Consider the following 23,066-nt stretch of genomic DNA (forward strand, 5'->3'; position numbering starts at 1 on the left):
TAGGCGATAATAACGAACAGTCCACTGCAATGGTCCTCGGCCTCGGTCGGGGACTTTCAGCAAAGGAAGCCCAACGATGACAGACAACACGGTCCGCCCCCAGGCGGTCTACCAGGCCCATCTGCTGGATGGCCAAGGCAGTGCCATTCCTACCCTCAAGGTGCTGCAAGCAGATGGCAGCCTGTACCCCGATGCCACCCTGCCGACGCTGGATCGCGACACCGCCCTGAAGATCTACCGCAGCTGTGTGTTCACCCGGGTGCTCGATGAGCGGATGCTGGCGGCCCAACGACAGGGCCGGATCAGCTTTTACATGACCTGTACCGGCGAAGAGGCTGCCGTGCTGGGCGCCGCCGCGGCGCTGGAGCAGGAAGATATGATCATGGCGCAGTACCGGGAGCATGCGGCGCTGCACTGGCGCGGTTTTACCACTGAGCAGTTTATGAACCAGATGTTCTCCAATGAGAAGGATCTGGGCAAAGGGCGGCAGATGCCGATCCATTACGGCTCCCGTGCCCTGCACTACATGACCATCTCCTCTCCGCTGGGCACCCAGATCCCCCAGGCAGCGGGTTACGCCTACGGCCAGAAGATGCAGGGGCAGGACCGCTGCACCTTGTGCTTCTTTGGTGAAGGCGCCGCGTCGGAAGGCGACTTCCATGCCGGATTGAACATGGCGGCGGTGCACAAGGCGCCGGCAATCTTCTTCTGCCGTAACAACGGCTACGCCATCTCCACCCCCACCTCGGAGCAGTACGCCGGTGACGGCATCGCCCCGCGGGGCCTGGGCTACGGCATCAAGTCGATCCGAGTGGATGGCAACGACATGCTGGCGGTGTTGGCCGCCACCCAGCTGGCCCGCGAAGTGGCCCTGCGCGAGCATTGCCCGGTGCTGATTGAGGCGATGACCTACCGACTGGGCGCCCACTCCAGCTCCGATGACCCTAGTGGCTATCGCAGCAAGGAGGAGGAGGCCCGCTGGCAGGAGCATGACCCGGTGCGTCGCTTCAAGCTGTGGCTGCTGGCCCAGCAATGGTGGAGCGAGGGGGAAGATGAGGCGCTCTATCAAGCCTACCGCGATGAGGTCCTGGCTGCGGTGAAGGTGGCAGAGAAGCTGGCCAAGCCGGCTCTGGACACCTTGGTGACCGACGTCTATGACCAGGTGCCGGAGCACCTGCAACAGCAGCTCGATGAGGTTCAGCAGCAGGTTCGCCGCTACCCGGAGCATTACCCCATCACCGCCGGCAGGGAGCAGTAAGATGGCACAGATGAACATGCTGCAAGCGATCAACCAGGCGCTGCATCAGGCGATGAGCAACGATGAGCGGGTACTGGTGTTTGGCGAGGATGTCGGTCACTTTGGTGGGGTATTCCGTGCCACCGCCAAGCTGCAGGAGACCTTTGGTAAAGATCGCTGTTTCAATACGCCGCTGACCGAGCAGGGCATCGTCGGCTTTGCTAATGGCCTGGCAGCCCAGGGGATGCGACCGGTGGCGGAGATCCAGTTCGCCGATTACATCTTTCCGGCGTTTGATCAGATCGTCAACGAGACCGCTAAGTTCCGCTACCGCAGCGGCAACGAGTTCGATGTGGGCGGTTTGACCATCCGTACCCCCTACGGCGGTGGCATCGCCGGCGGCCACTACCACTCCCAGTCGCCTGAGGCCTACTTTACCGGGACTCCGGGGCTCAAGGTGGTGATCCCGCGAGACCCTTACCAGGCCAAAGGCTTGCTGCTGGCGTCCATCCGTGACGATAACCCGGTGATCTTTATGGAGCCCAAGCGGCTTTACCGTGCCTCTGTGGGTGAGGTACCGGAGGAGGATTACGAGCTGCCGCTGTCCAAGGCGGAGCTGATCCGCGAAGGGTCGGACATCACCCTGGTCGGCTGGGGTGCGCAGCTGGAGCTGATCCTGAAGGCGGCGGAACGTGCCGCAAAACAGGGGATCCAGTGTGAAGTGATCGATCTGCGTACTCTGCTGCCCTGGGATGTGGATAGCGTCGCCGCCTCGGTGGAAAAGACCGGCCGGCTGCTGATCAGCCACGAGGCGCCACTGACCGGCGGCTTTGCCGGTGAGATCGCCGCCACCATCGGTGATCGCTGCTTCCTCTACCTGGAGTCGCCCATTGCCCGTGTCTGCGGTCTGGATACCCCCTATCCCTTGGCCCTGGAGCAGGAACACATGGCCAATGAACACAAGATCTACGAGGCCATCGTGGCCAGCGTACAGTTTTAAGGAGCGGCCATGTTAAAGGACTTTATTCTTCCCGATATCGGGGAGGGCGTGGTGGAATGTGAGCTGGTGGAATGGCTGGTGGGCGAGGGCGATGACATCGCCGAAGACCAGCCGGTGGCCGATGTGATGACGGATAAGGCGCTGGTACAGATCCCCGCTCCATACCAGGGCCGGGTCACCAAGCTTTACTACAACAAGGGCGAGATCGCCAAGGTGCATGCCCCGCTATTCCAGGTAGAACTGGAGGGCACGACGGCCGCAGCGGACGCACCTGCTGCTGCAACCGAAACGCCCATGCCGGCTGCAGAGGTACCCAGCCAGGGGATGGTCAGCCAGGACTTTATCTTACCGGACATTGGTGAGGGCATCGTCGAGTGTGAGCTGGTGGAGTGGCTGGTGGCCGAGGGCGACCAGGTTGAGGAAGATCAGCCCATCTGCGATGTGATGACCGACAAGGCCCTGGTGCAGATCCCGGCCAAGGAAGCGGGGGTGATCAGCAAGCTTTATTACCAGAAGGGGGAGATCGCCCGGGTGCATGAGCCGCTGTTCGCCCTGTCGGTGGCCAGCAGCGTCCCTCAAACCGCACAGCAAACGACCGCGCAGCCAGATGCTGCCCCGGTCAGCCCCACCCCGATTAGCGCCGCCACTGCATCCAGTGCCGCTGGCAATAATAGCCAGGCAGCGACTGCCGTATCGGCGGCGGCCCCTGGCAAGGCTCTGGCCAGCCCGGCGGTACGTCGCTTGGCTCGCGAGCATGACCTGGATCTATCCCAGGTACCCGGCAGTGGCAAGAATGGCCGGGTGCTGAAAGAGGATGTGCACCACTTCCTGGCCCAATCCAGCAACGCACCGGTTGAGCCGCAGCGTGCTTCTCAGCCCGTTGCTGCGCCGGTGGCAGAGCAGGCTGGCGCCCGGGTTGAACCGATCCGCGGTGTCGCTGCTGCCATGGCCAAGCAGATGACCCATTCGGTTCAGACCATTCCCCACTTTACCTACTGCGATGAGTTCGACCTGACCGAACTGGTGGCACTGCGTCAGTCGCTTAAAGGCGAGTATGAGCAGCAGGGGGTGAAGCTGAGCTTGATGCCCTTCTTCATCAAGTCGCTGTCGATGGCCCTGACGGCCTTCCCACGGCTGAACAGCCGGGTGAATGCGGACTGCACCGAGTTGACCTACCTGCCGGAGCACAACATCGGTCTGGCGGTGGACGGCAAACTGGGACTGATGGTGCCCAACATCAAGGGCGTGGAGCAGCGCTCCCTGCTGGAGGTGGCGCAAGGGGTAAACCAGCTGATTGAGCAGGCCCGCGACGGCCGGGTGGCCGCCTCGGATCTGTCCGGCGGCACCATCTCCATCTCCAACATTGGTGCCATCGGCGGCACGGTGGCGACCCCCATCATCAATGCGCCGGAGGTGGCGATCGTGGCACTGGGCAAGCTGCAGACCCTGCCGCGTTTCAACGCTGATGGTGAAGTGGAGGCCCGCACCCTGATGCAGATCAGCTGGTCTGGCGATCATCGGGTGATCGATGGGGCCACCATGGCGCGTTTCTGTAACCACTGGCGCGCCTTGTTGGAGAAACCGGAGCGGATGCTGATGCACCTGCGCTGATCTTCAGCTCTACACCCACAAGGCGCCTTTACCGGCGCCTTGTTTCTTTTCGCCGGGCTGGTTAGGTTGGGAATACAGAATCTTACAAGGGGTAAGGACGATGTGGCTTATGCTGCTGGCAACGGGATTGAACGTGGTGGGCCTGGTCGGGGTGGTCGGAGGCAATATTCCCGGCGCACCCTGGCTGCTGCTGATGGGAGTCGTGCTCAGTGCGGATCCCTGGCTGAGACAGATCAGCGGACACGGATGGTGGGGTTTACTGCGTTCTGGCAAAGCCCGTCGCGTGGGTGGTTAACCTCGGACTAGGGTGTCTGTATAATGGCAGGGACTAGTAGTAGAGGCCTGACAGCGAAATGATTGAAGCCCCCGTCGTAGACGACTTGCATTACCCTTTTCCGCCCAAGCCCCTGCCTCTGACCGAGCAGGAAAAAGCGGAATATAAAGAACGGATTAAGCGTCTTCTTAAGGAGAAGGACGCGGTCTTGGTTGCCCACTATTACACCGATCCTGAGATCCAGGCGCTGGCGGAAGAGACCGGCGGCTGCGTAGCGGACTCGTTGGAGATGGCGCGCTTTGGTAACGACCACCCCGCCTCCACCCTGGTGGTGGCTGGCGTGCGCTTTATGGGGGAGACGGCAAAGACCCTGACCCCGGAGAAGCGGGTACTGATGCCGACGCTGGAGGCCACCTGCTCCCTGGATCTGGGCTGCCCGGCTGACCAGTTCTCTGCGTTTTGTGATGCCCACCCTGATCACACCGTGGTGGTGTACGCCAACACCTCGGCGGAAGTCAAAGCCCGTGCTGACTGGGTGGTGACCTCCAGTATCGCACTGGAGATCGTTGAGCACCTGGATAGCGAGGGGCGCCCCATCCTGTGGGGGCCGGATCGCCACCTGGGCAGCTACATCGCCAAGCAAACCGGTGCCGACATGCTGATGTGGCAAGGGGCCTGTGTGGTCCATGATGAGTTCAAGGCCCGCGCTCTGCTGGATCTGAAGGCGCAGAATCCCAATGCGGCGGTGCTGGTGCACCCGGAGTCCCCGCAGTCGGTGGTGGACGTGGCCGATGCCGTGGGATCGACCTCGCAGCTGATCAAAGCCAGCCAGGAGATGGACAACGATACCTTCATCGTCGCCACCGATAAGGGGATCTTCTACAAGATGCAGCAGCTGTCTCCGGAAAAGACCTTTATTGAGGCACCCACCGGTGGCAACGGCGCCACCTGCCGTAGCTGTGCTCACTGCCCCTGGATGGCAATGAACGGTCTGGCCGCGATTGAGCAGGCCCTGACCACAGAAGATACCGCCGGCCACGAGGTGTTCGTAGACCCGGATCTGGCCAAGCGCGCGATGATCCCGCTCAACCGGATGCTGGATTTTGCCGCCGAGTTGAAGATGAAGGTAAAAGGCAACGCCTAAGCCGCACTCTATACTTTGAAGCGTCGCAATTGCGGCGCTTTTTTTGTTTTGGGGGAAGCGATGAATCTAGGCGTGGAGGGGGCGATCCAGCAGCGAGTGCTGAGGCTGTATCAGCAGGCGCTGGCGCAGCTGCCCGGGGTCGAGTTGGGAGCAGATGTGGAGGCGTTGCACCAGTATCGGGTCAACCTGAGAAAGGGCTGCAGCCTGTTGCGGCTGTACCGAAGTCTATTGGCCCATACCCCGGCTTCATCCCTTTGTCTGAGCCTGCGGGCTCAGTGTCGCGTGGCTAACCGTCTGAGGGATTTGGACGTGTTTCATCAGCAGTTGCCGGACGGTCCGCTGCGGGATTGCATCGCGGGCTTACGCTTTGAGGCGCGTACGGTCTTGCTCTCCTCTTTGGGCGAACTGGCGCGAGAGCGGGAGCTTTGTCTGGCGTTGTTAACATTGACCTGGTCAGAACAGGGGCAATCCTTTGACCAGGCAACGGTGCAGGTGGAACACAAGGTGGCGCGCCAGCTGGAGAAGAAGCGTCAGTGCGCGATCCGACGCCAACGCAGTGAGGATTGGCACGCCTTAAGGATCATGATCAAGAAGCAGCGCTATTTCAGCGAGCAGTGCCTGGGGGAGGGAAAGCTGTCCTGGCAAAAGGCCTGGCAGCAGCGGCTCGGCGAGTTTAATGACCTTTGTTGCCAGCTGGAGATGCTCGAACAGTTAGAGGCATCGGTACCGACGCTGGCGGACGCGCTGCAGGCCCGACAGCGACAGACGCGGCAAGCCCTGGAAAGACAGAAGGCGGCTCTTGTCAGCTTGGCGGAGACGGAACTGCATAGACATTGAGCGAACGGCTTAGGTTGATGCAAAAGGGGTTGACTCCGGCGGGGGCTCGCCCTAAGATGCGCAACCCAAGACGAGGGCGGTTTGTCATTCGTTGGCGTGATAGCAACACGTAAAAACAAACAAAATGGTCAGGTGTCCGAGTGGCTGCTCGGAGGTAAGGCCGACATAAGTCGACACGCTGGCGTGCGACTCAGCCACGAAAATGCATAGCAATATCGTGGCCGTGATGACAACACGACAAATCAAACAAAATGGTCAGGTGTCCGAGTGGCTGAAGGAGCACGCCTGGAAAGTGTGTATACGGCAACGTATCGAGAGTTCGAATCTCTCCCTGACCGCCATCTTTAGAGAAAACCCCATCCGCGAGGATGGGGTTTTTTCGTATAGGGCTGCGGTGCAGAAGCTTGATGGAATTGACCTTGCTGCTTGTTGTTTGAGCGGTCAGTCGTATCCGTCCAAACTTGCCCTTGACCTCGGGGCGGTCGGGCCTTAAAGTTACGCCCCGTTGAGAGAGCAATGCCTCGAAACGAACCTGTGATAGCAACACGTTAAAACAAACAAAATGGTCAGGTGTCCGAGTGGCTGAAGGAGCACGCCTGGAAAGTGTGTATACGGCAACGTATCGAGAGTTCGAATCTCTCCCTGACCGCCATCTTTAGAGAAAACCCCATCCGCAAGGATGGGGTTTTTTCGTTTGGTATGGTTTCAGCCGTTGGTGGGAACGGTTGCGACTCCGGCGTTACAGTGTGGGCTGGTTTGAGCATGCCACTAACGAAGGGGTTGTGTTGCCCGGCGTCTAGCGCGCTTAGCCAATGTCAGCGCCATTAAAACCAAGATGGCCATTATCGCGAGTTTGGTTGGCGTTGGCCCGGGCGTTTAATGTGGATGCCTTATGGGCCGGAGAATATCTGTACGCCTGTGGCCGAATTGCTCGGCGATCGGTTTGAAAGCTAGGCAAACGCGCTTTCAGAGACCAAAAAAGCCTTGTTACCAAGCTAAGAAGGGATTAAAGTGCGTCCCCGTTGAGAGGCGATACCTCGAAACACCAAAGTGATGGCGACACTAAAATCGCGACGTGATGACAACACGACAAATCAAACAAAATGGTCAGGTGTCCGAGTGGCTGCTCGGAGGCAGGGCCGATAAAAGTCGACACGCTGGCGTGCGACTCAGCCACGAAAATGCTCTGCAATATCGTTGGCCGTGATGACAACACGACAAATCAAGCAATAAGGTCAGGTGTCCGAGTGGCTGAAGGAGCACGCCTGGAAAGTGTGTATACGGCAACGTATCGAGAGTTCGAATCTCTCCCTGACCGCCATCTATAGAGAAAAGCCCCATCCGCAAGGATGGGGCTTTTTTCGTTTTCAGGTTTGGGGGCTGGGCAGGAATAATCGATGCCGTGCGCCACAAAACAAACAAGCAGCCTAGGCTGCCTGTGAATGATTAATCGCTGTTGTTGCGCTGTTTGCGTTTGACCGATTCCATGTCTGTCATGGTGGTCAGCAGCTGCTGATAGCTTATCCCCAGTTCCTTGGAAAGGTTAATCAGCTTGGCTCTATAGGTTTGTAACCGTTCGGCTTTCAAGGCGGCCTCGTGACGTTCTGCCACCATGGTATCAACCACCTCTTTGAATAACCCCAGCTGTTTGTCAGACCATTCGAGCTGATCTAACACATTGCGCATCTGTTTCTGATTACGCATGGACGGGGTTAATTGCGTGGGACCGGACTGTTCTTGTTCCATTTCCACTAATGCAGAGCGAAATGCGTCTTCAATCTGGGGTTTGTTCATATCACCAACAAATAATAACGCTAATAATAATTCAACATCCCTGCGTCATATTCTGTGGGCATCCTGCCGCTATTCCTGAATCATCATAAAGCAATGGGCCTATTGCGCAAGTTTTACCCGATGCCATTTTACAGTGCAGGATACCCAATAAATGAATTTAGGCCATGCGGTGTTGCAATCGTTTGACCACAAGCGGAAACAAACCCGCCCACGCCAGGGCAATCACTAAGGCGCCAATCCAGGCGGTGGGCTGTAGCTGGGTTGCTCCCAGCCAATCTCCCAGCAGGTAACTGCCGCCACCGCTAAGGGCGCAGATCAGGGCAAGGGGAAACCAGCCTGAGGGCAGTTTGTCCAGGATCGCCGCGATACAGAGCGCGAACTGCAACCACAGCACCACCAGGAACAGCGGCAGGCCAGGGGTGGCAAACGCCATCACACCGGAAGCGGTGAGCAGGCCGTCAATGGCGATACCGGTAAGGGCCAATAGGCTGGCATTGAGCCAATGAGTGCGGGGAATGCAGGCCAGTATTGCAATGGTTAGCAGCACCTGCCAGCCAAGCCAGCGGCCGGTGCCAAAGATAGCCAGTGCCCAGGCGACATCAAACAGCAGCAGGGCGACGATGATACGTTTGCTCATGGACTGACCCGGTTCTTAACCAGCCTGACCAGTGGGCCCACCAGGGGGATCGATTCATACAGCATCTCTCCCATGTCGAAATAGTCCCGGTGGGAGACGATCTTGCCGCTTTGGGCAGTGAGCAAACTGATGCCTTCAACGTAGACTGGGTCGCCTCCCGCCAATCTTGGATGCCTCAGGGTCATGGTCCAGGGCTGAGCCACCCGCTGATTGTCCTGTACCACAGGCTCGTGCAGCTGGAAGCTGGCTTCATCAACGTTTTGGTAGAGTTTGGCTAGGTGCGCCTTGAAATTGATCCGGCCATGGATCTGACCGCTCGGGTCTTCGAACAACATCTCGGAGTGGTATACCGAATCGAGAGCGTCCAGGTTGTGGTTGCTTAGCTCCTGTTGCCAGACTACGGCAAACTCGAGCAGCCAGGCCGGCTTAGGATTCGTCGACATGGGTCATCTCCTTGACCATCTGGGTAAAGCGTTGGCTTTGCGCTTTATGGTCGATCATCTCATTAGGGTAATGAAGTTCACCGTCACCCAATTCGGGCAGAAAACGCCTCTGGTAATCCCCTTGGGCGTCAAAGCGCTCAGCTTGTCGACTGGGACTGAAGTGACGGAAGTAGGGGGCGGCGTCGGCACCACAGCCGGCCGCCCACTGCCAGCCCCCGTTGTTGGAGGCAAAATCGCCATCGAGCAATTGCTGCATAAAGTAACGCTCGCCCCAGCGCCAATCGATGTGCAGATCCTTGACCAAAAAGCTGGCGCACAGCATGCGAGTGCGATTGTGCATCCAGCCGGTCTGGTTGAGCTGTCGCATCCCGGCGTCCACCAAGGCAAAGCCAGTCTTGCCCTGGCACCAACGTTCGAACCAGGCCGAGTTGTTGTGCCAGATGGGCTCTTTGTCGGGGTACATTGCCTGATCCCGCGATAGCTTGGGAAAGTGATGCATCAGATAACGATAAAACTCACGCCAGAGCAGTTCGTTTAGCCAACATTGCTGGCCTTCGCCGGCACCAGCCCGGGACAGTGCATGGTACACCTGAACCGGAGAGATTATCCCTAATGCCAGGTAGGGGGACAGGCCACTGGTGCCGCTCTGGGCGGGAAAGTCGCGGCACTGGTGGTAGGTTTCAACGCCCTGCTCGATGAAGTCCTGCAGTCGGGTCCAGGCAGCCTCTTCTCCTGGTTGCCAGGAAAAGCGGTTACTGACACCGAGTGGCCATTGTGCCTCCGGCTCTACCGGTGCGGAGAGTGGGTAGGGGTCCGGAGACACAATGGGCTCGGATACGGTCGGCAACAGGGTGCGCGCTTTGCGGGCGAAAGGGGTGAAGACCCGGTAGGGCTGCCCCTGGCCATTGAACAAAGAGTCTGGCTCCAGCAGATTGCGTTCACTGAAGCGGTGCCAATAGAGGCCGCACTGCTGCACGGCCTGTTGAACTTGCCGATCACGCTGTGCCTCGTCGTAGCCGGGCTCAGCGTTGAGGTAGAGGTGCGACATGCCGCGCTGCTGCATCAGCGACACCATGCAGTCCGCCGCGTCCTCAAAACGCTCGGCAACGGCGATATGAAGCGGGATCCCCAGGCGCGCGAGGCGCTGCTGCAGGGCAGCCAGGTTGAGGCGTATCCAGTCGAGCTTGTTATCCCCTAAGCCGTGTCGACGCCATTGTTCGGGCGCGGCCAGATAGACCGCCTCAACCTGTCCAGGCTGCGCGCAGGCATGGGCGAGTGCCGGATTATCGCCCACGCGCAGGTCATTGCGAAACCAAACCAGATGTTTCATGGCTCAGAGCACACAGCGCAAAGCCAGGCTGTCCGGATGCGGACGCAGGTAGCTTTGGCCAGTGATGTAAGGCTTGGGAAAGCGCGTCAGCAGGTGCTGGACGATGCTCAGGGGCGCCATCAAAGGCAAGCGACCACGGCGGTAGGCCAGGATGGTGTCGTGCAGGTGCTGGCGCTCCTCGCCGGCAATATCCTTTTTGAAGTAACCCTGGATGTGCTGCAACACGTTGGTGTGACCCTTGCGGCTGGCGGGCCGTTTCAGCGCGTCCATCAGCATCTGGCCGTACTCCTGCATCGCGCCCTCGACCTGGTCATTGCGCAAAGAGGCGACAAAGCGTCCCATTTGGCGATAACCGTCCTGGTTGTGAGACAGGATCTGAAGTTTGTGCTTCTGGTGGAACGCCAGCAATGCCGCCTTGCTGGGCTGCTGCATCAGTTGCTGCAGCTCTTGATAGATCAGCACCCGGACGACAAAGTTCTCTCTCAGGTGTGGGTCGTTGAGCCGGCCGTCTTCCTCGACCGGCAGTAAGGGGTAGCGTTTCATCAGTGCGTCAGTGAACAGCCCCCGGCCATTGCGCTCAGCGCCTTTTCCGTCTTCTTGAACCACCTTGACGCGCTCCATGCCGCACGACGGCGACTTGGCACACACCACATAACCACTGAGCGAAGCCAGACCGGGCAGCGCACGTTCATTAAATGCGTGCATCGCGTCGCTGTAATCGACGTTGTTTTTGTCGTCCATGATCCGAACGCTTTCGCCTATCTTGCGCAGGCGTACGGTCGGGCGGGGAACGGTCATGCCCGCACCCACTTCAGGACACAGCGGCTTAAGCTGAACCCATTGGCTCAGTTGATCATCAACAAAATGGGAACGTTTGTGGCCGCCGTCGAAGCGAACGGGTTGGCCGATGATGCAGGCGCTCACACCTACCAGGGGCTTTGGCTGGGACATAATGCACTCTCCGCTTTGCACTCGTTGCTTCTTACGTCGATAGTTACGGCATTGGATCATGTGAGTTAAGATATTGTCAGTAAAGTGACTTTGCCAATGGATGGAGGCAAGAACATGAAGGACTTGTTGCCGGATCTATGTGATGCCTACGGAGATCGATTGACCCTGCTCCCGCCCATCTTCCGCGGCTTTGGCGGAAAAACGGAGTTCTGGGGGGAAGTGGTGACGGTGCGTTGCCCGGAGGACAACGGCCTGGTGCGTCAGCGGCTGTCTGAGCCGGGCGAGGGCCGGGTGTTGTGCGTCGATGGTGGTGGTCTGGCACGCTATGCCCTGCTGGGAGACCAGTTAGCAGCGCTGGCGGTCGACAACGGTTGGGCTGGGGTTGTCGTGTTTGGCTATGTCCGGGACGTGGTGGCACTGGCAGGCTTTGAACTGGGAGTCCAGGCGTTGGGCTCGGTGCCGATGAAGACGGAAAAGCGGGGCTTGGGCGAGGCGGACGTGGTGTTTCAGATCGAGGGGCGGACAGTGCGGCCGGGTCAGTGGTTGTATGCCGACAGTAATGGCATCGCCCTCAGCGAAGAGGCGTTGGCGATGGAACAGTGGAGCGAGTAGGGAATCATGATGGCGACATTAAAGTGGATACTCCTGGGTTTTCTCGGTGTGGTGCTGGCCCTGGTGCTCTACCTCACCCTGATCTTTGACCTGAACAGCTTCAAGCCGGAGATCTCGGCGCAGGTGGCAAAACTGACCGGTCGTGAACTGACCATCGATGGTCCCATCGGGCTGTCGGTGTTTCCCACCCTTGGGGTGGAGCTGGAGAAGGTGGCCCTGTCCAACCTGCCTGATGAAGCGCTTCCTCCCCTGGTGGCCTTTGAGCAGGCCTCGGTGGGGGTGGCGCTGATGCCTCTTCTAAAGCGCCAGCTGGAGGTGAAATCGCTGGTGATCCGGGATGCCGTGCTCAACCTGGTGACCCTGGAGGATGGCCGTACCAGCCTGACAGGGCTGGGCGGGGAGGGCGAACAGACCCCGGCGGCGGAGCAAACCCCAACCCAACGTAAAGAGTCCGATTGGCGCCTGGGCCAGTTGGAGGTACTTAATATCACGGTCAATAACGACAACCGTCAGACCGAGAGCTACCAGAGCCTCGCTCTGGAGAGCCTGACCCTGCAATCGATTGAGCCCGGCCGCGCCGCGCCTTTAGCGCTCAAGCTGGCGCTGCAGGACCCACAACTTAGTGTCGCCACCGAAGCCGAGGCTTTGCTGACCCTGAGCCGGGACTTCAGCAGAGTACAGATCGACGGCTGGGACCAGCAGATAGAGCTCAGTGGTGCCGCCATCGGTGAGCAGCCCCTGACACTGGCACTGGCGCTGGATGCGGATCTGGACATCGCGCAGCAGGCGTTCCAGTTACCCCGCTTCCAGGTGGTGCTGGACCAGTTCCAGTTCGAAGGCAATGGCCAGCTGGACCTAGCAGGCGTGCGTCCCAAGCTGACCCTCAAGGGTGAGGGCAACCATCTCGACCTGACCCCCTGGATGCCAGAGACCACCGACGAGCCGGAGCAGGCGCCCTCAACACCGGAGACACCGCCGTCTGACGGCCCGGCCCAGGAACCGGATCTCAGTGCCCTGGGGCTGTTTGACCTGGACCTGGCCGTGGGACTGACCCAGATCTCGGCGCCGCCTTACCAGATCCTCAACCCCCGCATCGAGGTGCAACTGACCGAGGGCGTGCTGTCACTGAACCGACTGGCCGGTGGCATGTTCGAGGGGCAGTTCAATATGACTGCCAAGCTGGACAGCAACCCCCAGCCGGCCCGGTACCAGTTTGAACAGCGCATTGAGCAGCTGGCGATCCAGTCACTGCTCAAAACGGTGGCCGATACCGAGGTGATGGCGGGCACCGGCCTGTTCACCCTGAAGGGCCAGGGGCAGGGCTTGACCGCCGACAGCGCACTGCCGGCGTTGCAGGCCCAGGGCCAGCTGGCCCTGGAGGATGGCGCGGTGTACGGCGTCAATGTCGCCAAGATGGTGCGGGACGGCCAGGCCCGTCTCAAAGGTGACATGACCAGCAGCTCGGAGGCGCAAAAGACCGATTTCTCCAGCTTCAGCACCCAGCTGGCCATCGCCAAGGGCTCGTTGACCACCTCGCAGATCAAGCTGGCCTCGCCGCTATTGCGCCTCGATGGCAATGGCCAGGTAAACCTGCTGAGTCAGGCACTGGATTATGACCTGGTGGTTTCCATCGTGGGCAGCCTTGAGGGGCAGGGGGGCAAAGGCATTGATCAGCTCAAGGATGTGCCCATCCCGCTGAAGATCGCCGGCACCCCGGATGCACTCAGCTATCAGCTCGACCTGGATGCGATGATGAAGCAGCAGTTGGACCAGGAGAAAGATAAGTTAGAGAAGAAACTGAAAGACAAACTGCTGGAAAAATTGGGAGAGTTTTAATGCGGATAGCGATGATGGCAGTGGTGCTGCTGGCCGGTTGTGGCAGCCAGACCCAAGCTGAGAACGAAGCGGAGGCTCAGCCGCAGTTAACCCTGGTGGCGGCGGAGCCCACGGCGGTGACGGCGCCACCGGCAAACGCCCAACCTCAACTGGTGGGCGGGAGCCAGCGCCAACCGCCGTCGCCCACCCCAAAAGCGGAGTACACGCCCTTGCAAGCCACATTGTCGACCCAAGCGGTCTGGGATAGGTCCCTGGGCGCAGAAGCCGCACTGGAGGTGGTGAATACGGCCGAGCATAACGTTAGCTACACCGTCGCCTCCGGCATGCTGGCGGATTTTTGGCTGGTGCAGGGCAACAAGGTCGTGTGGCGCTATTCGCAGGAGATGGCCTTTACCCAGGCCTTGACCGAGTTTCGTCTGCCTGGCCAGGGCCAGCGAACCATCTCGGTGCGGGTCGCCCCCAGCAGTCTGACCGGCTTAGCCGACGGTCGTTACGAACTGCGCTCCAGCCTCAACTTTTTCCCCCGAGAAAAGGCACCGGCAGTGGCGCCAGTGACGGTGACCCTGGTCTCCGGCTCAGAACAGTAGCGCCCACAGGCCGTACAGCAGTACCGGTGGCAGCAGGGTAATAGCCCAGCTGACGCCGGTGCTCAGGCTGGTCCAGCGGCGGATCCCCAGTTGCAACAGCCACAGATGCAGCGGCAGCAGCAGGGTCAGGCTATCCAGCACCCCCTGGCCCGGCTCGCCATACTCCAAACCCACCAGGCGATTGAGCGCCAGCGGATTGAGCCAGTCCGGGTCCAACTGGTTGCCCCCAAACAGGATCGCCAGCAAGGCGATGGCGATGGCCAACAGGCTTGGCAACTGCACCCACCAGCACAAACCAAACCAATCCCCAAAACCCTGCAGGTTGTCATCGTCCAGCTTGGTCATCTGCGCGAGGTAGAAGGCCATGAGGCTCTGGCCTATCAACCAGAAAGCCAGACCGGAGAACAGGGTGATCCCCAGAAAGTAGGGCCGGGTCAGGCTGGCCAGCATGGTTTTCTGGTCCGCCGGGGAGAGCTGGCTGAACATCGGGGCAACGTGTTGCTGGGTGTACCAGTCAAAATCCACCCGCAGGAAGTAGCCAAGGTAAACCAGCACAAAGCCGCCCACCAGCAGCAGGGCCGGTAACCAGGACCAACCCCGCGCCTGTTTCAGGGCGAGGAGGACCGAGCCGGGCTGGCGGGGGAAGGTGAGCAGTGCGTCTTTAGCCTGAGTGGGAGACACCATGGTTTACAACATCCCTGTTGGTTTAAGTCAGCTAAGCAAGATACCATGGTGGTTTGACGCATCAAAGACAGGAAGTCGATGAAATGATTGAAGTAAATCAGCTAGGGAAGCGGTTTGCCCTGGGCGATCCCAAGGCGGCGGCCCAGGAGCACGGCGCCGATCCCCGCCAACGGGGGCGTTTTTTCTACTCGGTGGAGTCGGTCAGCTTTAGCTGTCCCCCCGGGGCGGTACTGGGGCTGGTGGGGCCCAATGGCGCTGGCAAAACCACCACCTTGCGGATGCTCTCCGGGGTGTTGACCCCGGACAGTGGCAGCATCCGCATTGATGGGCAGGACCTGCACCAGGGCGGCAATGCCGTTCGGGCCCAGGTGGGCTTTCTCTCCGGCACCACCGCGCTGTATGAGCGCCTGTCGGTGGCCGAGAATCTCACCTATTTTGGTCGTCTCTATGGCTTAAGCCCTGCCCAGTGCCAAGAGCGCATCGAGCTGCTGTCTGAGCAGCTGGGGATGACTGCCTACCTCAAGCGCCGGGTCAAGGAGCTGTCCACCGGCATGCGCCAGCGTGCCAACATCGCCCGTGCGGTCGTGCACGATCCCAAGGTGATTATCCTCGACGAGCCCACCACCGGGCTCGATATCATGTCCACCGAGACGGTGCTGGGCTTTATCGCCGAGCAGAAGGCCGCCGGTCGCCCGGTGATCTTCTCCACTCACCACCTGGATGAGGTGTCGCTGCTGTGCGACCAACTGGCGGTGATCCTGCTGGGTAACAGTGTCTACTCCGGCGCGCTGGAAGGGTTTGCCGGTAGCCGCGACAGCGATGCCATCCGCAAGGAGTTCATGCGTCGCCACCATGAGACCGAGGGACAGCAAGCGATGGAGGAGGTGCAGCATGCTCAAGCTGATCTGGCTTAAGGAGATGAAGGAGGTCCTGCGGGACAAGAAAACCTTCTGGTTCGTGGTACTGATGCCGACGGTGATCCTGCCAGCGCTGATGGGGGCCGGGGTCTATGTCGGGGTGAAGAGCGTGGTGCAGATGCACGAGGCGGAGAAGCCCTTTGCCCTGGATGCGCCCTCGCCCTGGCGCGAACAGATAGGGGCGGTGCTGGATGAGCACGAGCGCCTGGTGTGGCAATCGGAGCAGCGTCTCAGTGGTGAAGCGGAACTGAGTGCCGCCGTACGCGCCGGCGAGGTGGATTTTGCCCTGCAGCTGCCGGCCCAGTTTGACCCGACACAGCCGGTGGCCAGTGAGTGGCAGCTGTATTACAACCAGGCGGACGATGTCGGCCAGTTCGCCTCGGTGGAGGAGGCGCTGGAGCCGCTGTTTGAGCAGTGGCGGGCCCAGCACCGCAGCAACTGGTCGCTGACCCTGGAGCAAGCGGAGGTGCTGAATCAGCCGGTCACCCTGAACAAGGTGGGCACCGCTGCTGAGCGCGAAGATCTTGGTCAGAAACTGGGTGGCATGCTGCCCTACATGCTGTTGCTGCTCTGTCTGATGGGGGCGATGATGCCGGCGCTGGACATCGGCGCCGGTGAGAAGGAGCGGGGCACGTTGGAAACCCTGCTGATGGCCCCGCAGCCACGCACCACCCTGGTGTTGGCCAAGTTCGGTGTGATCGTTGCCTGCAGCGCCCTGGTGGCGGTACTGACCATCGCCAGTGGCCTGATCTGGGCACTGGTGCTGGGGCAGGTGTTCGCGGTGAACGCTCTGGTCAGCGCGGTGTCCGCCATCGGCGCGATGGATCTGCTGCTGATCCTGGCGTTGCTGCTGCCAATCATCGGCTTCTTTTCCGCCCTGCTGCTGGCCCTGTCGGTCTATGCCCGCAGCTTCAAGGAGGCGCAGAACTACATGGCCCCCATCAACCTGGTGGCGATCCTGCCGGCCATGGTGGCGCTGTTCCCCGGGGTGGAGCTGACCACCGGCCTGGCCTGGGCTCCTATGGTCAACGTCACCCTGGCCAGCAAGGAGCTGATCAAGGGCACCATGGATTACGCCCTGTTGCTGCCGGTGTTTGCCTCCAACCTGCTACTGGCGGGGCTGTTACTGGCCTTCTGCTGCCACTGGTTCCGCCGCGAATCGGTGTTGTTCCGCTAAAACCGCCACACACAAAAAAGCCCGCATCGCTGCGGGCTTTTTTATTGGCACAGGATCAAACCTGAACGCGGGTGACGTCGACGTAGAGGGTCAGGCGCTGGCCCGGCTGCAGGTACTTTTGGCCTTCCAGCTTGTTCCAGCGGATCAGATCCGCCACGGTGACGTTGAAGCGTTGACCGATGCGAGCCAGGGAATCGCCGTTGCGCACGGTGTAGTGGATCTGGCGCATCACCGAGCTCTTGGTCTGGTTCTGGGCGATCTTGTTCACCCAGATCACCAGCTTACGACCGTTGCGCAGGGTGTCGGACGGGGCCATGCCGTTCCAGGCAGCCAGCTGCTGAACGGTGACGTTGTTGGCCCGGGCGATGGTCCACAGCGAGTCGCCAGACTTCACCACGTGCTCAACCTTGAAGTCGGCACGCTTGTTGGATTGCTGTCGGGCTAGGCGCTGCTCGGCGCTGAAGACGTAGTCTTCCTGGTCTTTAGCGGCAACCGGGATCAGCAGGGTCTGACCGGCGCGGATGTTGTTACCTTCCAGCTTATTGACCGATTGAATGATCCCCACCCGGGTGTGGTACTTCTGCGCGATCACGCTCAAGCTGTCGCCGCTCTTGATGGTATAGCGCACCCAGTTCACCCGCTTGGCGTTGTCGGTGTCGGCCAGGGCGACCTGGAACCCGTCTACCTTATCCAACGGCAGCAGCAGGGTGTGCGGCCCTTCCGGGGCGGTGGCCCAACGGTTGTAACCGGGGTTGAGCTTATGCAACTCAGCCACGGACATATCGGCCAGATCCGCCGCCAGCGACAGATCAATCTGTGAACCCACATCCACCAGCTCCAGCGCCGGTTCATTAGCGATGGGCTCCAGCTTGATGCCGTACTTGTCGGCATTCTTCACCACGTCTGCCAGGGCCAGCAGTTGCGGCACATAGCGCTCGGTTTCGTTGGGCAGGCTCAGGGCAAAGTAATCGGTGGACTTGCCGGCGTCGCGGTTGTTGCGAATGGCCCGGAAAACCCGGCCTTCGCCGGTGTTGTAGGCGGCCAGGGCGTAGTACCAGTCGCCATGCAGCTTGCCGTGCAGGTACTCCATCATGTCCATGGCGGCAATGGTGGAGGCGTACACATCACGGCGACCGTCGTACCACCAGTTCTGGGTCAGGCCAAAGTGACGACCCATCGGAGCGGTGAACTGCCAGATCCCGGCAGCGGCGCCGTGGGAGTAGGCGAACACGTCAAAGGAGCTTTCTACGATAGGCAGCAGCGCCAGTTCGATCGGCAGTTCCCGGCGCTCAACCTCCTCGACAATGAGGTGCATAAAGGGTGCCGCACGGCGGGAGACGATGTTCAGGTGGTTGGGGTTATTGATGTACCACTGACGGAATCGGTCGATGCGCTCATTATCAGGCACCTCCAGGGTCATCTGATCGGCGATCCGCTGCCACACATCGGTTGGCGGCAGCTCAGGCTCCGGCTCTGCCGGGGTGGCCGGTGCCACGGTCTCCGGCGTCTTCTGCGCCTGTTGGGTATCAGCCTGGTTGGTGTCCTTAGCGGCTTTATCATCCAAGCTCTGACAGCCCCCCAGGGCCAGGATCATCGCCAGGAAAGATAGCTTTAACTTCATCAAATCGATTCGCTCTGGTGTCCCGAAAAAAAGACCGTCCTATGGGCGGTCCGGCGAAAAAAGCAGCGCAAGTTTAGCAAGTCGTCAGTAATTGTCTTTCCAACGCCTCAGCGCTGCAAAGCGGCTCACGTTATCGGATAGTGCCGCTTGCGTATGTTGTTCCAGGCTGTTAGCCAGATCTGGCTGGTCACAGCGCAGGAAGGGGTTGATCTGTCGCTCCTGACCGATGTTGCTGGGCAGGGTCGGTTGCTGGTCTTGCCGCCGTTGTTGGCAGCGTTGGTGGTATGCCTGCAACGCCAGGTTGTTCGGCTCCACCGCCAGGGCAAAGGCCAGGTTGGCCAGGGTGTACTCGTGGGTACAGTAAACCCGGGTCTGCTCCGGCAGGGCCGCCAGGCGCTGCAGCGAGGCATGCATCTGCGCCGGGCTGCCTTCGAACAGTCGACCACAGCCGCCGCTAAATAAAGTGTCACCGCAGAACAGTCGGTCCTGGCCCAGGTAGCCCAGGTGATCCAGCGTGTGACCCGGCAGGGCCAAAACCTCCAGGGTTAGCCCCAGTGGCGCCAGGGAGACCCGGTCGCCCTCAGCAACGGGGTGATTGACCCCGTCTATCTGGCCCGGCCCGACCACCGGCAGCGGCCCATACTGCGCTACCAGTTGGTTAATCCCGCCGGTGTGATCCCAGTGGTGATGGGTGATCAGGATGCCTTTTAGCCGCAGATTCTGTGTGGTTAAATGGCTGATAACGCTGTCGCCGCAGCCGGGGTCAACCACCCAGGCACTGCCATCCTGGTGCAGGCACCAGATGTAGTTGTCTTGAAAGGCTGGGATGGGAAAAACCGAGACGGACATGAGCGCAGGCGTGTGGTGTAATCGGACCGCTAGGTTACCCCATGTTTTACGCCGGATGCCAGCGTTGTGCCAGCGCTACGCCACCCTGTGGCAGCTTATGTTCAGGCTTAAGCCGGGGCGAACACAGCTGCTAAGCTTGGCAAGTTAACGATGCAGAGGATAAAGATGCGTCCAGCCTATAGCACCGACAAGATTGTCGCCCCCTCCCAGTGGGAGGAGTTTCCCGATGGCCCATGGTTGCAGGAGCAGATTGGGGCGGGTTTGGATGCCTGGTGGCCACGGATATTCGGCTATCACCTGCTCAAGCTCGGTGCGCTGTCCCGTCATCTGCCCTCGGGCCTGTGCCCGGTGCCCCATCAGTTCTCCCTGGCCAATGACCAGGCCGAGGTGCTGGGCAAGCTCAATGCCTTGCCGTTTCAGGCCACCAGCATTGATGCCTGTCTGGCCACCTTCTGCTTGGAATACCACCAGGATCCCCACGGCCTGCTGCGCGAGATCGACCGGGTGCTGATCAGCGGCGGCCACCTGATCCTGGTGGGCTTCAATCCCATCAGTGCCCTGTCACTGGGTTACCTCTGGCCGCCCAATCACAAACGTCTGCCCTGGCGTGGCCGGCTGTTTACCCCGGCCCGGGTGCAGGATTGGCTCGGTGTATTGGGTTACAAGGTGCTCGCCCAGGAGTGCATCAGTCAGCACTCGATGCTGTGGTCGCCCTCCCGCTTTGTCAGTGCCCAGCAGGCGATGACGGATCTGGTGCCGGGGCTCGGTTCGGTCTTTCTGATCGTGGCGCAGAAACTGGACTGCCCACTTACCCCGGTGCAGCAAAAGTGGAAGGTGCGCCGTCCTCTCGTGGTCAATCCGGTGCCCGAGCTGGCCTCCCGCGACGCTCGACGGACCGGCAAGTCACAGTCTTAAGCGCTCTCCAGGTAGCCGGTGTCCGGCTCGGAGGGTTTAGCCGAGGCCGCTTCCCGGGCCAGGTCATCACAACGCTCGTTCTCCGGATCCCCGGCGTGACCCTTGACCCAGTGCCATTGCACCTGGTGTTGACCCACCGCCGAGTCCAGTCGCTTCCATAGGTCAACGTTCTTCACCGGCTGCTTCGCCTTGGTTTGCCAGCCATTGCGCTTCCAGCCATGGATCCATTGGGTGATCCCCTGGCGCAGGTATTGGCTGTCGGTGTGCAGGTCGATGTCGCAAGGCTCGATGAGGGTCTCCAAAGCGACGACAGCAGCCAGCATCTCCATCCGATTATTGGTGGTCTGCGCAAATCCTCGATGGATCTCCTTGCGATGCTGCCGGTAGAGCAGGACAATGCCATATCCCCCAGGACCCGGGTTTCCCAGGCAGGAGCCATCGGTATATATGGTGACCCGTTTTCGTTGTGTCATTGATGTTGGTACCATTTTTGAGCCCAAAGCGGCACAGTATACCTGAACTGTTTGCAGAGAAGAGTCATGTCAGAGCTAACGCCTCCCCTTCGTCAAATCGTCTTCGATACCGAAACCACGGGGATGAACCAAGGGGCCGGTCCCCACTACCTGGGCCACCGGGTGATCGAGATCGGCTGTGTCGAGCTGGTCAACCGTAAGCTGACCGGCAATAACTTCCACGTCTACATCAAGCCGGACCGGCTGGTGGATGAGGAGGCCATTGAGGTTCACGGCATTACCGACGAGTTTTTGCAGGATAAGCCGGACTTTGCCCAGGTGGCACAGCAGTTTTACGACTACGTCCGCGGTGCCGAGCTCATTGCACACAACGCCAACTTCGATATCGGCTTCCTGGATTACGAGTTCGAGATGCTTGGCCGCTTTGGCAAGCTGACCGACCACTGCACCGTGGTGGATACCCTGCAGCTGGCGCGGGAGAAGAAGAACCGCGGTGAGATCCAGGGCAACCTGAACCTGGATGCCTTGTGCCGATTCTACGGTATCGATAACTCCCACCGGACCTTGCACGGCGCATTGTTGGATTCCGAGATCCTGGCGGACGTCTACCTCTACATGACCGGTGGCCAGACCAAACTGGAGTTCAGCAGCGAGGCGGGAGGGGAGGCCGGTGGCATCATCCGCCTGCCGGAGTCGCGGCCCCGCACCCGGGTGATCCGCGCCAGCAGTGAAGAGCTGGAACGTCACAGCGAAAGGATGGAGGCGGTCAGCGATGCGTTGTGGTTCCGTCAGTCGTAACGGCTTACTGTTTTTCCTGCTGACCCTGGTTTGGCCGGCAGCGGCCAATGACCCCCAGGTGCTTGCGCTGCTGGATAATCGCTTCCGCATCGATCACGCGGTAGAGCAGGTTACCTTGTTGGTGCGCCGTGAAAACGGCAGTGCCCCGGTGGTGGTAGTGCAGCCCAACGGCAGTAAGTGGTACATCAACCGACACCCTGAGAGCGTACGTTGGAGCGCCACCGACAGCAGCGACATGATCCTGGTGGATAACCCCACCCCGGGGCCCTGGCAGCTGATTGGCGCGGTGGATCAAGGCTCAGAGATCCGACTGATGAGCGACGTCAAGCTGCATCATGAGCCTTTCCCCAGCAAGCTGTTCCGGGGTCAGCGGCTGAAGCTGACCGCGGAGATCGCCGGCGACAGTGAGCGCATCGAAATGCGTGACTTCTATGCCCAGCTGGCCTGGAAGGTACAACTGCGCAGCGCCAACCGTGCCGGCGATGAGAACTTTGCCTCCGGCCCTTACGACATCGGTACCTATTACGATGACGGCTCGGGCCTGGATGAGCGCCCCCACGATGGGATCTTTACCGCCAACCTGGACTTTGATTACCCCACCGGTCTGTACGAGTTGCAGATGACGGTTGAGAACCCGGTATTCAGCCGGCAAAGCCGTCAGCCGATCCTGGTGGTGCCTCAGCCGCTGCGCTTGCGGGTCGACGGCAGCCTGGAAAGTGGCTATCAACTGCATGTCAGCATCGAGCCGGAAATCCTGCCGCAGCAGGTGCACCTGGCCCTGACCGTACACACCCCGGAGCAGCAGCGGATCGATCTGCCGCTGCAGCCCACTCAGCTGGAGCAAAGCTGGGCCCTGCCCATGCTCAGTGAGTTGGGGGGCTACAGCATCAGCGGCCAGGTGGCTGGCACCACTGGCGGTCGTGAGGAGTTCTTCCTCGAGCTGCCTCAGCTGCACCTCTTTGTTGCGCCGGCGGCGCCGGAGCCCTTAAGTCACGAAGCGATGACGGACCTGGCCTTCGAGCAGGCCGAGGTCGACGAGCAGCAAGCCCGTGAGCGTGTATTGTGGGTGGTCGGTGGCATTAACCTGGCACTGCTGGTTTTGGGTGGCGTCGGGCTGGGCCTCTGGTTGCGCCGTCAGCGTCAACATCAGGCCCGTCAGGCGCAACCGGAGCCGGAGGCGGAACTGACCCCGGAAGAGGTGGATCTTTCGGCCCTGGTCAGTGACTTGGCGCCAGAAACTAAGCAGTCTTAGTCGCTTCTTTGAGCGCCTGGCTAAAAAGTAGCGACTTGGCATCCAAATTGGCAAAAACCGGTTGACGCTCTTGGGAGCGGACCGTAA

At 60.3% G+C, this 23,066-nt stretch carries 23 protein-coding genes and 3 tRNA genes; 17 read left to right on the plus strand and 9 right to left on the minus strand.

Annotated elements, in window-relative coordinates:
* Positions 1-76 precede the first annotated feature (76 nt).
* From BUC04_RS19625 to BUC04_RS19660, 9 genes are all read left to right on the plus strand, one after another.
* Positions 77-1,258: a thiamine pyrophosphate-dependent dehydrogenase E1 component subunit alpha gene (locus tag BUC04_RS19625; RefSeq protein ID WP_067665924.1), complete on the plus strand. Its 1,182-nt coding sequence runs from the start codon at positions 77-79 to the stop codon at positions 1,256-1,258.
* Between the two features lies 1 nt (position 1,259).
* Positions 1,260-2,237, plus strand: a complete 978-nt coding sequence (locus tag BUC04_RS19630; RefSeq protein ID WP_067665921.1) for an alpha-ketoacid dehydrogenase subunit beta — start codon at positions 1,260-1,262, stop codon at positions 2,235-2,237.
* 9 nt (positions 2,238-2,246) lie between these two features.
* Positions 2,247-3,848 (plus strand): dihydrolipoyllysine-residue acetyltransferase, encoded by a 1,602-nt coding sequence (locus tag BUC04_RS19635; RefSeq protein ID WP_067665918.1) that lies wholly within the window; start codon positions 2,247-2,249, stop codon positions 3,846-3,848.
* A gap of 100 nt (positions 3,849-3,948) precedes the next feature.
* Positions 3,949-4,143, plus strand: coding sequence for a hypothetical protein (locus BUC04_RS23760; protein ID WP_143165805.1), 195 nt, complete (start codon positions 3,949-3,951; stop codon positions 4,141-4,143).
* A gap of 58 nt (positions 4,144-4,201) precedes the next feature.
* Positions 4,202-5,266, plus strand: coding sequence for a quinolinate synthase NadA (gene nadA, locus BUC04_RS19640; RefSeq protein ID WP_067665915.1), 1,065 nt, complete (start codon positions 4,202-4,204; stop codon positions 5,264-5,266).
* Between the two features lie 60 nt (positions 5,267-5,326).
* Positions 5,327-6,103, plus strand: a complete 777-nt coding sequence (locus BUC04_RS19645; protein WP_067665912.1) for a CHAD domain-containing protein — start codon at positions 5,327-5,329, stop codon at positions 6,101-6,103.
* A 253-nt stretch (positions 6,104-6,356) separates the two neighbouring features.
* Positions 6,357-6,444 (plus strand) — tRNA-Ser (locus BUC04_RS19650).
* A gap of 223 nt (positions 6,445-6,667) precedes the next feature.
* Positions 6,668-6,755 (plus strand) — tRNA-Ser (locus BUC04_RS19655).
* A gap of 581 nt (positions 6,756-7,336) precedes the next feature.
* A tRNA-Ser gene (locus BUC04_RS19660) sits at positions 7,337-7,424 on the plus strand.
* 125 nt (positions 7,425-7,549) lie between these two features.
* Here BUC04_RS19660 and BUC04_RS19665 read toward each other — a convergent pair.
* The 5 genes from BUC04_RS19665 to BUC04_RS19685 all read right to left on the minus strand — a co-directional run bounded on the left by BUC04_RS19665 (position 7,550) and on the right by BUC04_RS19685 (position 11,258).
* The gene (locus BUC04_RS19665; protein WP_073326105.1) at positions 7,550-7,897 is read right to left on the minus strand and encodes a hypothetical protein; all 348 of its coding nucleotides are present in this window, start codon (positions 7,895-7,897) and stop codon (positions 7,550-7,552) included.
* A 157-nt stretch (positions 7,898-8,054) separates the two neighbouring features.
* A complete protein-coding gene (locus BUC04_RS19670) occupies positions 8,055-8,534 on the minus strand; it encodes a DUF2878 domain-containing protein (RefSeq protein ID WP_067666138.1) in 480 nt (159 codons plus the stop codon).
* Complete coding sequence (locus tag BUC04_RS19675) at positions 8,531-8,977, minus strand: nuclear transport factor 2 family protein (protein WP_067666141.1); 447 nt, start codon at positions 8,975-8,977, stop codon at positions 8,531-8,533. Before BUC04_RS19675 ends, BUC04_RS19670 begins: the two co-directional genes overlap by 4 nt.
* Positions 8,961-10,307, minus strand: coding sequence for a cryptochrome/photolyase family protein (locus BUC04_RS19680; protein WP_067666144.1), 1,347 nt, complete (start codon positions 10,305-10,307; stop codon positions 8,961-8,963). Before BUC04_RS19680 ends, BUC04_RS19675 begins: the two co-directional genes overlap by 17 nt.
* A gap of 3 nt (positions 10,308-10,310) precedes the next feature.
* Positions 10,311-11,258 carry a YbgA family protein gene (locus tag BUC04_RS19685; RefSeq protein ID WP_067666147.1) on the minus strand — a complete coding sequence of 316 codons (948 nt, stop codon included), beginning with the start codon at positions 11,256-11,258 and terminating at the stop codon, positions 10,311-10,313.
* A 114-nt stretch (positions 11,259-11,372) separates the two neighbouring features.
* Between BUC04_RS19685 and BUC04_RS19690 the strand changes: the two genes are divergently transcribed.
* Genes BUC04_RS19690 through BUC04_RS19700 form a run of 3 tightly spaced genes read left to right on the plus strand, consistent with a single transcriptional unit; the run spans position 11,373 to position 14,293 of the window.
* On the plus strand, positions 11,373-11,870 hold the full coding sequence (locus BUC04_RS19690; RefSeq protein WP_067666149.1) for a putative 4-hydroxy-4-methyl-2-oxoglutarate aldolase: 498 nt from the start codon (positions 11,373-11,375) through the stop codon (positions 11,868-11,870).
* Between the two features lie 9 nt (positions 11,871-11,879).
* Positions 11,880-13,706: an AsmA family protein gene (locus BUC04_RS19695; RefSeq protein ID WP_159437710.1), complete on the plus strand. Its 1,827-nt coding sequence runs from the start codon at positions 11,880-11,882 to the stop codon at positions 13,704-13,706.
* A complete protein-coding gene (locus tag BUC04_RS19700) occupies positions 13,706-14,293 on the plus strand; it encodes a BsuPI-related putative proteinase inhibitor (protein ID WP_082766823.1) in 588 nt (195 codons plus the stop codon). The genes BUC04_RS19695 and BUC04_RS19700 overlap by 1 nt, the downstream gene beginning before the upstream one ends.
* On the opposite strand, the gene BUC04_RS19705 is transcribed toward BUC04_RS19700, so the two are convergent.
* A complete protein-coding gene (locus BUC04_RS19705) occupies positions 14,282-14,977 on the minus strand; it encodes a YIP1 family protein (RefSeq protein ID WP_067666158.1) in 696 nt (231 codons plus the stop codon). The genes BUC04_RS19700 and BUC04_RS19705 overlap by 12 nt on opposite strands.
* 83 nt (positions 14,978-15,060) lie before the next feature.
* Between BUC04_RS19705 and BUC04_RS19710 the strand changes: the two genes are divergently transcribed.
* Complete coding sequence (locus tag BUC04_RS19710; RefSeq protein ID WP_067666161.1) at positions 15,061-15,891, plus strand: ABC transporter ATP-binding protein; 831 nt, start codon at positions 15,061-15,063, stop codon at positions 15,889-15,891.
* Complete coding sequence (locus tag BUC04_RS19715; RefSeq protein ID WP_067666164.1) at positions 15,869-17,071, plus strand: ABC transporter permease subunit; 1,203 nt, start codon at positions 15,869-15,871, stop codon at positions 17,069-17,071. The genes BUC04_RS19710 and BUC04_RS19715 overlap by 23 nt, the downstream gene beginning before the upstream one ends.
* A 55-nt stretch (positions 17,072-17,126) precedes the next feature.
* Here the strand turns inward: BUC04_RS19715 and BUC04_RS19720 are convergent, their stop codons facing one another.
* A complete protein-coding gene (locus BUC04_RS19720; RefSeq protein WP_067666167.1) occupies positions 17,127-18,692 on the minus strand; it encodes a LysM peptidoglycan-binding domain-containing protein in 1,566 nt (521 codons plus the stop codon).
* An 84-nt stretch (positions 18,693-18,776) separates the two neighbouring features.
* Complete coding sequence (gloB, locus tag BUC04_RS19725; protein WP_067666170.1) at positions 18,777-19,541, minus strand: hydroxyacylglutathione hydrolase; 765 nt, start codon at positions 19,539-19,541, stop codon at positions 18,777-18,779.
* Between the two features lie 165 nt (positions 19,542-19,706).
* Here gloB and BUC04_RS19730 point away from each other — a divergent pair, with 165 nt between their 5' ends.
* Positions 19,707-20,456, plus strand: coding sequence for a methyltransferase domain-containing protein (locus BUC04_RS19730; RefSeq protein WP_067666173.1), 750 nt, complete (start codon positions 19,707-19,709; stop codon positions 20,454-20,456).
* Here the strand turns inward: BUC04_RS19730 and rnhA are convergent.
* A complete protein-coding gene (rnhA, locus tag BUC04_RS19735) occupies positions 20,453-20,929 on the minus strand; it encodes a ribonuclease HI (protein WP_067666176.1) in 477 nt (158 codons plus the stop codon). The two genes, BUC04_RS19730 and rnhA, sit on opposite strands and share 4 nt — an antisense overlap.
* Positions 20,930-20,995: 66 nt before the next feature.
* Here rnhA and dnaQ point away from each other — a divergent pair, with 66 nt between their 5' ends.
* Positions 20,996-21,727: a DNA polymerase III subunit epsilon gene (gene dnaQ, locus BUC04_RS19740; protein ID WP_067666179.1), complete on the plus strand. Its 732-nt coding sequence runs from the start codon at positions 20,996-20,998 to the stop codon at positions 21,725-21,727.
* A complete protein-coding gene (locus tag BUC04_RS19745; RefSeq protein WP_067666181.1) occupies positions 21,702-22,979 on the plus strand; it encodes a TIGR03503 family protein in 1,278 nt (425 codons plus the stop codon). Before dnaQ ends, BUC04_RS19745 begins: the two co-directional genes overlap by 26 nt.
* The last annotated feature ends 87 nt before the right edge of the window (positions 22,980-23,066 follow it).

Origin of the sequence: Ferrimonas marina (assembly GCF_900129905.1) — a bacterium.
In the GTDB taxonomy this organism is placed as follows: Bacteria; Pseudomonadota; Gammaproteobacteria; order Enterobacterales; family Shewanellaceae; genus Ferrimonas; species Ferrimonas marina.